Consider the following 8,783-nt stretch of genomic DNA (forward strand, 5'->3'; position numbering starts at 1 on the left):
TGCGATCACGTCGCGGATCACAGCCTCGACCGAACCGGTGTTGAAGTAGTTGGTCGCCGGGTCGTAGTCGGTCGGGGTCGCGATGATGACGTAATCGGCGCCCTCGTAGGCCTCGCGCTTGTCGAGCGTGGCGCGCAGGTTCAGCGGCTTGGTCGCCAGGTACTGCTCGATGTCGGCATCATCGATGGTCGACTGGCGCGCGTTGAGCTGGTCGACCTTGGACGGGATGATGTCGAGTGCGACGACTTCGTTTTGCTGCGCCAGCAGCACGGCATTCGAGAGGCCGACGTAGCCGGTACCGGCGATGGCGATTTTCATGAAGATTCCCTGATGTCAGACGGCTATGCGTGCACGGTGTTTTTAATATGAACCCAGTCGACTACGTCGCCCTCGGGCTGATAGCCGGGCACTAGTTCTTTGAGCAAATTACGAATTTCTGGCACATCATTGACTGCCAAGCTCTGTTGCAGTTGTTTCAGCTTCAATGCCAGTTGTGACCAGTGCAGGAAGTCCTCGTGCGCCTTCATGATGCGCGGGTGTTGCGTCGGAAGAGGGTTATCGCCGATCAGCAATTCCTCGTACAACTTTTCGCCCGGACGCAGGCCATTGATCTTGAGTTCGATGTCGCCGCCCGGGTTGTTCGCGTCCTTGATGCTGAGTCCCGACAGCTCGACCATGCGCCTGGCCAGGTCGATGATCTTGACTGGCTCGCCCATGTCCAGCACGAACACGTCCCCGCCCGTGGCCATGGCTCCCGCTTGGATCACGAGTTGTGCCGCTTCCGGAATTGTCATGAAATAGCGTGTGATATCGGCATGGGTCAGCGTGATCGGGCCGCCATCCTTGATCTGCTGCCGGAACAGCGGTACCACCGACCCCGACGACCCCAGTACATTGCCAAACCGCACCATGCTGAACCGGGTGTTGGCCGCTTGTGCTGGGTCGGCTGCCAGCGCTTGCAGCGCCATTTCTGCCAGCCGCTTGCTGGTGCCCATGATGTTGGTCGGCCGTACCGCTTTGTCGGTGCTGACCAGCACGAAGTCTTCCACTCCTTGCTCGGCTGCCACCTGTGCCGTCAGCAGGGTGCCAAACACATTGTTCTTCACCCCTTCTGCTGGGTTGTGTTCCACCAGCGGCACATGCTTGTAGGCGGCGGCGTGGTACACCGTGTGCGGCTGCCAGGTTCGCATGATCTCGCGCAGCCGCTCGGCGTTTTGCACCGATCCCAGCAGCGGAGTCAATTCCACCTGGTGTGCAAGCCCTTCGGCCTGCAGTTTTTCCAGGTCCTGGTTGACCTTGTACAGTGCGTATTCGTTGAGCTCGAGCAGCAGCAGTTGTGCCGGGCCCGACTGGATGATCTGCCGGCACAATTCGCTACCGATTGACCCGCCGGCACCGGTGACCAGCACCACCTTGCCGCGCAGGTTCCGGTCCAGCAGATGTGGTTGCGGCGGCACCGGATCGCGGCCCAGCAGGTCTTCGATTTCGAGCTCGCGCAGGTCGCTGACATGGACTTCGCCATTGGCCAGTTCCATGATGCCGGGTAATGTACGCACTTGCACATGGGCTTGGCTGGCCAGTTCCACGATCTCGTTGCGCCTTTGCCGACTGGCCGACGGTATCGCCAGCAGCACTAGGTCGATCTGCAGCCGCTCCACCAGTTCTGGCAGCTTTGCCGGGTCGTGGATCTTGAGTCCCTTCAGGATCTGGCCGTGCAGGCTGGCATCGTCGTCCAGGAAGGCAACAGCTTCCATTTCGGGGCTGTTGTGCAACGCTCCCACCAGTTGCCTTCCGGCCGATCCGGCGCCGAACACAAGCACTCGCGGAATGTCGCAGCGCTGGATCAGCCGCTGGTAATGTCCGCCCAGCCAGATCCAGGCCAGCATGCGCGACCCACCTACTGCCACCAGCAGCAGCAGCGGTTGCAGGAAGGCGATCGAGCGCGGTACCCCCTGCACCCCGACCAGGCCAAAGATCGTGATGTAGGCCAGCGCGTACACGCCGACTGCGCGGATCACCGACATCAAGGCCGGCAGGCCCGAATAGCGGAAGATGGCCCGGTACAGCCCCGTGACCACGAACAGCGGCAACGCCAATACGGTGGCTACGCTGGCTGCCATTGTCAGCGGTGCGTTGAGTGCCGCCCAATGTTCGAATCGCAGCGACATGGCCAGCCAGACCGTGCCAATGCACAGCAGGATGTCGATGGCCATGACCAGCACGCGCTTGCCTGTCCTGGGCAGGTCCAGCAGGGATTGGGCGACATTGTTCATGAAGCGGCCCTCTGCTTATTTGGTTTCTGCCGGGCCGTATTGGTAGGCCTGGTAACGGTAGCCATAGCGCTTGTAGCCGTAGCCATAGCCATGGCCATAGCGCCGTTTGCTGAGATCCAGTCCGTTGAAGATCGCGCCCTTGACGGCCACCCCGGCTTGGGTCAGGCGCTTGAGCGATTCCTGCACCTCGCCCAGCGTAGTAATCTCGGACCGCGCGATCAGGAACACCGTGCCGGCCTGCGGCGCCAGCACCGCGGTGTCGGCCACCGCCAGCACCGGCGGCGTGTCAATGATCACGATGTCGTACTGCTGGCTGGCGCCTTGCAGCAGCTGTTGCACCGAGGGTGCCATCAGCAGTTCGGCCGGGTTCGGCGGCGTGGTGCCGGTGCTGAGGAAATCGAGCCCGGGCAGCAGCTGCCGATGCAAGGTTTGCGCCAAGGTCTGGCTGCCGGCGATGACTTCGCTAAGGCCCATGCCGCGTTCCATGCCGAAGAACTGGTGGATATGGCCCTTGCGCATGTCGCCGTCGATCAGCAGCACCCGCTTGCCCGCTGCCGCCAGCACCGCCGCAAAGTTGGCGCTGGTGAAGGACTTGCCGATGCCGGGCGTCGGCCCCGTGATCAGCACGATGTTGTTGCGTGCGTCCAGCATGGCAAACTGCAGCGCAGTGCGCAGGCTGCGCAGGCTTTCGATCGCTGGTTCGTCGGGCTTGACCGCTGCCAGCAGGTGCACGCCAGGCTTCTTGGCCACGATCTGCACCGCCAACTGTTGCTGCACCGCTGACTTGGGCACCGTGGCAAACACATGCAGGCCCAGCGCCTGCTCCAGTTCGTCCGCGCTCTTGATGCCGGGCTTTAGGCTGTTGCGCAAGAAGGCCAGACCGAGGCCAGCCAGCAGGCCCAGCACGCCCGACAGCGCCAATACCATGCCGCGCTGTGGTTTGATCGGTTTTTCAGGCGCCACGGCGGTGTCGACGATGCGTACATTGCCGACCTTGCCTTCTTTCACCAGCCGCAGCTGCTGGAAGCTATTGAGCAGGTTGGTATAGAGTTCGCTGTTGACCTTGACGTCGCGCGTCAGCCGCAGCAGGTCCTGCTGCGTCGCCGGGAATGACTTGGCCTTGCCATCGAGCCCGCCGATTTCCCTTTGCAGCGCCTGGATCTGGTTGTCCAGCGCCTGCACGCTTGGGTGCTGGGCCGTGAAGCGGGTTTCGAGTTCCTTGCGCTTTTGTTGTGCTTCGAGCAGTTTGATCTTAAGGTTGACACTTTGTCCAAGTATGGACTGGGCCTCGCTATCGAGGTTGAAGGTGCCTTGCTGGCTGCGGAACTGGTTGAACTTGCCTTCTGACGCCTCCAGTTGATTGCGCAACTCGGGCAACTGGCTGTTAAGGAAGGCGATCGATTTCTCGGCTTCGGCTGCCTTGCGCTCGACGTTTTGTCGCACATACAGGGTGCCAACCTCGTTCAGGATCCGGTTGATCTGTTCCGGGTCGGCGCCTTCCAGACTGCCGCGCAGCACGCCGGACTGCTTGCCCTGTTCCGCGATCTTCAGCGCGTCTTGCAGGCCCTGCGTCACTGCCAGGTGCGAGCGCTTGATGAGGTAGAACTCGGCCCCGGGCTGGCCCACTGCGCTGGCTACCAGCAGCTCGCCTGTCTGCCCCATTAGCGCAAAGCCCAGCGGCGTGCCGAACGCCGCCTGGCCCAGCGCCTGGCCGTCGGCACTGTGCAGCGCATAGCCGTTGGTAGTCAGCTTGATGCTGAAGCGCTGCCCTTCCAGCGCTTTCGGTACGTCGAAGCGTGCCACCTGCAGCGCTTCATTGCCCGACACATAGCCGTCCATGCCCAGGAAGCCCGGGCTGGACGGCTCGGTGGCGCGCCGTGACAGCCAGCGTCCCAGCACCGGCAGGTACTTGGGCGTGACGTTGAGGTCGAGTTGCAGATTGGATACTGCCTGTCCCACCACCAGTCGCGAGCGCAGGATCTCGATTTCGGCCGATGCCGGCGACTTGACGTCGAACAGGTTGCCGGCGTCGCCAAGCATTCCGCCCAGCGAACTGCCTTTGCTGTCCTCGACCTGGATTAGCGTGTTGGCTTCATAGATCGGGGTGGCGGTCAGGGCATAGCCGCCGCCGATGGCGATCGCCGCTGCCGTGACCGCACCGATCAGCCAGCGCTGCTCGATCACGACGTCGAGCAGGTCCAGTAGGCTGATGCTGTCGTCTTCTTCTTGTTGTTGTTGCGTAACCGGGGGCAGGTTGGCCGGGGGAGTGAGGCTGGGGGGGAAGTTCATGACGGGAAATTATGGGGTTCAGGCGCTGAGCTGGCGGATGCGCGGGGCCCAGTCGGCCACGCCTTGGCGGATGGCGGCAAAGGCCGCGTCGAAGGCTTCGCGCGGCTGGCGATGCGGGTCGGCGATTTCGAAGCCGCCGAACTGCCCGAGCCGGAACACCTTGCCGCGCACCAGCGGGTATTGCTGTTCCAGCCAGGCCTTGTGGCTTTGTTCCATCACCAGGATCACGTCGGCCAGCTGGCACATCGGTGCCGTGACCTGTTGTGCCCGGTGTGCCGACAGGTCCAGCGCCTGTTCGGTGGCGATTTGTTGTGACAGCGGGTCGGCACCAGCGCCAACCACGGCTGCCAGCCCGGCCGACCAGACCTGGTGTTGCGGCAGTTCGCGTGCCAGCAGCACTTCGGCCAGCGGGCTGCGGCAGATATTGCCTATGCAGAGCGTGAGCACATGCTTCATGTCTTACTTGGCCGTGGTGGCGTCGCGCGTGACGTTGACGGCCTGCGCGCTGGGCAGGATCAGGCTGATGACGCGGTTCCAGCGCACCAGCGGCACTGGGTCGACATAGACTACGTCGCGCGCTTTCAGCTCGAACCCTTCGGCCAGCGCGTAGGCAACTGGCGACTGGGCGTCGAGGTGGAAGATTTCGGGCTTTTCGGGGTTTTGCGTCCGCACCACGAAGATCTGGCGCGGGTCGGCGCTGATCGGATTGACGCCGCCGGAGTCGGACAGTGCTTCGTTGAGCGTCAGGCGGCCGTTGCGCAGCGGCTGGCTGTTCGGGCGCAGCACTTCGCCGAGCACGAATACCTTGGCTTCTTCGCGTCCCAGCACCCGCACCATGTCGCCATGCGCCAGCAGGATGCGGCTCGGGTTGATGCCGCGTTCGATTAACTGCGCCAGGTTGATCAGCGTGGTCTTGCCGTTGCGCGACAGTGCGATCGAGGCCCGGTCGGCCGTGGCCGTGAAGCCGCCGGCGCGGCCGATGGCCTCGGGTAGGGTCATCGGGATTTCGTTGAGCGCCTGCAGCCCCGGGCTGCGGATTTCGCCGTCGAGGTAGACCCGGCCGCTGCGGTAGGACTGGATGCGCACCGTGACCTGCGGGTTCTTGATGTACTTGGCCAGCCGCTCGGTAATGAGTTCGCGCGCCTCGTATTCGTTGAGTCCTGCCAGCTTGAGCGTGCCGACATAGGGGAACTGGATCAGACCTTGCGGGCTGACGTTGTAGCCGTTGCCGATGCCGGACAGGCTGCCGGCGTCGGTGCCCAGCCCGCCGGCCGGGGTGATGGCCAGTTCCGGGTGGTCCCAGACCACGATGTTGAGCACGTCGCCGGCACCGATGGTGTAGGTCTTGGGCGCGGCAAACAGGGCTTGCACGTCGGCTGGCACCTCGTCGCGGCGCGCGGCGCGCTGCTGCTGGATCAGCGCTGGCGTGATCGGGGTGATGGCGCCGGGCGGCGCTGTATCGGCCGGGCCGGCCACGGTGACTGGCTCCACCGGGCGGTTCAGCACATTGAGCAGGGTGGTGCGCTTGGGTGCTTCGACCGCCCCCTGCTTGCCCACATACATGCCGGGGGCCATGGCGCAACCGCCCAGGCTAAGTGCCAGGCCGGCGAGCAGGGCGCGGGTGCTGGCTGGGTGGCGGACTTGCGGTGGATTCATGGGCGGTGCGGCAAGGGTGCGGTGGGGCATGGCGTAATAGGGGAATGGGGGTCGGCGGTAGGGTGAAACCATATTGAATAAAAGTGGCGATACCATGGCTACCGCAGTGTTGGCAGGGGTAAACCTGGCGACACATCGTTTACGATTCTAGCCGGTTCTAATGTAGAAAAAATGACATTCACATTGGCGGATGAAAGCAGAAAACTAAACTTTGCTGCGCAGTTAAAAATCTTTCGATTGGTAAAAGTGATAAATACTTCTTATTTCAAGCAGATAGGATGGGGCTCAGTGTCCTATGCCGCCTGGCTGGCTTGTTGTCCGCTTGCGGCACTCGCCGACGAGCCCTGGCCCACCGCCCAGCTGGCGCCCACTGGCTACAGCGCGGCCATCAACTCGCCGACTGCCGATGTGCTGCCCTGGGGTGGGGCCGGCCTGTCATTGAGCAACAGCAACCCGGAGCGCGCCCGCAAGCGATCCGATGGCAGCTTTGGCAGCGTCAACGCAGGCTTTGGCCTGCTGCCGGGGCTGGAGCTGGTGGGCCGCCTGGCCTACGAGGGTGACCTGGATTGCAACCTTTACTACAAGCCCTGCGCTGGTGGTCAGCGCGACCTGTCGGTCAGCGGTAAATACCAGCTGCCGATCGAGTTGCCGCTCGACACGCGACTGGCGCTGGGCTTCACCGATTATGGCGGTGCAGCGACCAAATACCGGTCCTACTACGGCGTAGCGACTTCGACCTGGGGCCCGCTGGACCTGAGTCTGGGCTATGGCAGGCCCAAGGCAGCCACTGCCTTGCTCGACGGCGGCTTTGGCAGCGTGGTACTGCGCCTGGACGACCATTGGGCCGCCGCCCTGGAGCATGACAGCCGCGAAGCCCGCTTGGGCCTGAACTACCTGCGCCCGCTGGGCCGTGACCTGGCGCTGCGCGTCGGTGCCAGTCGCAAGCTGACCGATTCGACCGGCCAGCAGGCCTGGCAGATGAATGCGGCGCTGAACTGGGTCATGGGCCAGACGCCCGAGCCTTTCATGCCGCGCCGCGCGCCGGCAGCGCCCATGGCGTCCGCTGGGGCTGATGTGGCTGCTTCGCCCTGGTCGTCGGCAGCGCCCTCCCAGTTGGTGCCGCAGCCGCTGCCTCAGTCGGACCTGCAGCCTTCGTCGCTGGCGCCACTTTCGCTCCAGGCACAACTGACGGCCGAAGGCCTGGCCCAGGCCTTGCAGGCCAGTGGCTTTGCCCAGATCAGCGTGCGCCACAGCCCGGCCCAGGCCGGCCAGCCCGCCCTGTGGCAGGTGCGCGCCGAGTCGCGCCGCTGGCGCCAGAGCCAGATCGACGCCCTGGGTGCCGCGCTGGCGACCTGGCTCAAGCCGGTCGGTGCCACGGCCGCCGACGAGCTGCTGCTGACCCTGACCTACCAGCGCGAGCCGGTGCTGCACGCCTACACCAATGCCACCTGCCTGGACGGCTGGCTGCAGGGCTGGACCCGTTGCGCTGGCATGACCGGTATGGCCGAGGTAGAAGGCCAGCCGGGTCGCGCCCTGTGGCTGAGCCGCGATGGCGAATGGCCGGCAGCCGTGCAGGCGCGCCTGCAGTCCCGCCGCGAGTCCGCCAGCCCCGAATCCGCCCAGCAGGCCTTTGTCGACGCCGGCCCGGCCTGGCTGCCGCAGTTCGAGATCGGCCCCGGCCTGCGCACGGCGGTCGGCACCGAGCTGGGCCTGTTCGATTACTCGCTGGCGCTGGAGCTGGGTACCGAGGTCAACCTGGCCCCCGGCCTGTTCTGGCAAGGCGTGCTGTCGGCGCCGATGCTGCATTCGAACGATTTCAAGGACGGCCAGGCCTTTGCCGGCTATCGCCCCCAGGAGCTGGGCTTTGACAGCAGTCTGTTGAGCTACTGGAAGGCCTTGCCCCATGGCGTGGCGGCGCAGGCCAGTGCCGGTTATATCGACCGCAACTACCGCGGCGGCATGGTCGAGGGGCTGTGGATGACCGAGGACGGCCGCTGGCGCTTGAGCGCCACCGCGGGCCGTTTCGAGCACGAGATCACCGCTGCCCGCCAGACCCCGCTGTTGGGCAGCGCGCGCTGGAGCCTGGTGCCCGGCGCCTGGCAGCTGGAAGCGACCGCTGGCCGCTTCCTGGGTGGCGACCAGGGTTACAACCTGGCCTCGCACCACTGGTTTGGCGACACCATGATCCGCCTGTTCTACCGTGACACCCAGGGCGATGCCGGCACTGCGATGGCGGCACAGCGCAAGTTTGTCGGCTTCACCCTGAGCCTGCCGCTGGGCCCCAAGGCGGCGCAGGAGCTGGGTCCGGTGACGCTGCGTGGCAGCGACCGCTTTGCCTGGGGCCTGCAGACCAAGGTCGGCGACAAGGACAACATCCTGACCCAGGGCTATGGCGAGCAGCCGCGCGCGCGCCACGGCCTGCGCACCGACGTCACCGACTTCGACCGCAACGGCCGCGACGACATGCTGGCCAACAGCGCGCGCCTGCGTGCCGCGCTGGCACAGCAGCTGGCGGCGCCGCGCTGAGCCTTAGGTGCCGGTCTGGCGCCCGTCCCCCATGAAAAA

General features: G+C 64.7%; 6 protein-coding genes. 1 reads left to right on the plus strand and 5 read right to left on the minus strand.

Translation table 11 applies throughout. The features are described from left to right. The 5 genes from C6P61_RS17040 to C6P61_RS17060 all read right to left on the minus strand — a co-directional run. Nucleotides 1-318, minus strand: a 318-nt coding sequence (locus tag C6P61_RS17040) for a 2-dehydropantoate 2-reductase N-terminal domain-containing protein (protein ID WP_280524149.1), incomplete at its 3' end; no start/stop codon positions are given. Between the two features lie 23 nt (nt 319-341). After that, nucleotides 342-2,213, minus strand: a complete 1,872-nt coding sequence (locus C6P61_RS17045) for a polysaccharide biosynthesis protein (protein ID WP_244908993.1) — start codon at nt 2,211-2,213, stop codon at nt 342-344. 75 nt (nt 2,214-2,288) lie between these two features. Beyond that, nucleotides 2,289-4,562 (minus strand): polysaccharide biosynthesis tyrosine autokinase, encoded by a 2,274-nt coding sequence (locus C6P61_RS17050; RefSeq protein WP_105731097.1) that lies wholly within the window; start codon nt 4,560-4,562, stop codon nt 2,289-2,291. An 18-nt stretch (nt 4,563-4,580) separates the two neighbouring features. After that, entirely contained in the window at nt 4,581-5,018 is a 438-nt protein-coding gene (locus C6P61_RS17055) for a low molecular weight protein-tyrosine-phosphatase (protein WP_105731098.1), read from the minus strand. A 3-nt stretch (nt 5,019-5,021) separates the two neighbouring features. Further along, entirely contained in the window at nt 5,022-6,218 is a 1,197-nt protein-coding gene (locus tag C6P61_RS17060) for a polysaccharide biosynthesis/export family protein (RefSeq protein WP_105731099.1), read from the minus strand. Nucleotides 6,219-6,506: 288 nt separating this feature from the next. Between C6P61_RS17060 and C6P61_RS17065 the strand changes: the two genes are divergently transcribed. After that, nucleotides 6,507-8,744: a YjbH domain-containing protein gene (locus tag C6P61_RS17065; protein ID WP_105731100.1), complete on the plus strand. Its 2,238-nt coding sequence runs from the start codon at nt 6,507-6,509 to the stop codon at nt 8,742-8,744. The last annotated feature ends 39 nt before the right edge of the window (nt 8,745-8,783 follow it).

Origin of the sequence: Malikia spinosa (genome assembly GCF_002980625.1) — a bacterium.
GTDB classification, from domain to species: Bacteria; Pseudomonadota; Gammaproteobacteria; order Burkholderiales; family Burkholderiaceae_C; genus Malikia; species Malikia spinosa.

Bases quoted from the DNA above. Each gene is read 5' to 3' on its own strand.
- C6P61_RS17045 (WP_244908993.1), bottom strand. From the start codon at position 2,213: ATGGCCATCGACATCCTGCTGTGCATTGGCACGGTCTGGCTGGCCATG.
- C6P61_RS17050 (WP_105731097.1), bottom strand. From the start codon at position 4,562: ATGAACTTCCCCCCCAGCCTCACTCCCCCGGCCAACCTGCCCCCGGTT.
- C6P61_RS17055 (WP_105731098.1), bottom strand. From the start codon at position 5,018: ATGAAGCATGTGCTCACGCTCTGCATAGGCAATATCTGCCGCAGCCCG.
- C6P61_RS17060 (WP_105731099.1), bottom strand. From the start codon at position 6,218: ATGAATCCACCGCAAGTCCGCCACCCAGCCAGCACCCGCGCCCTGCTC.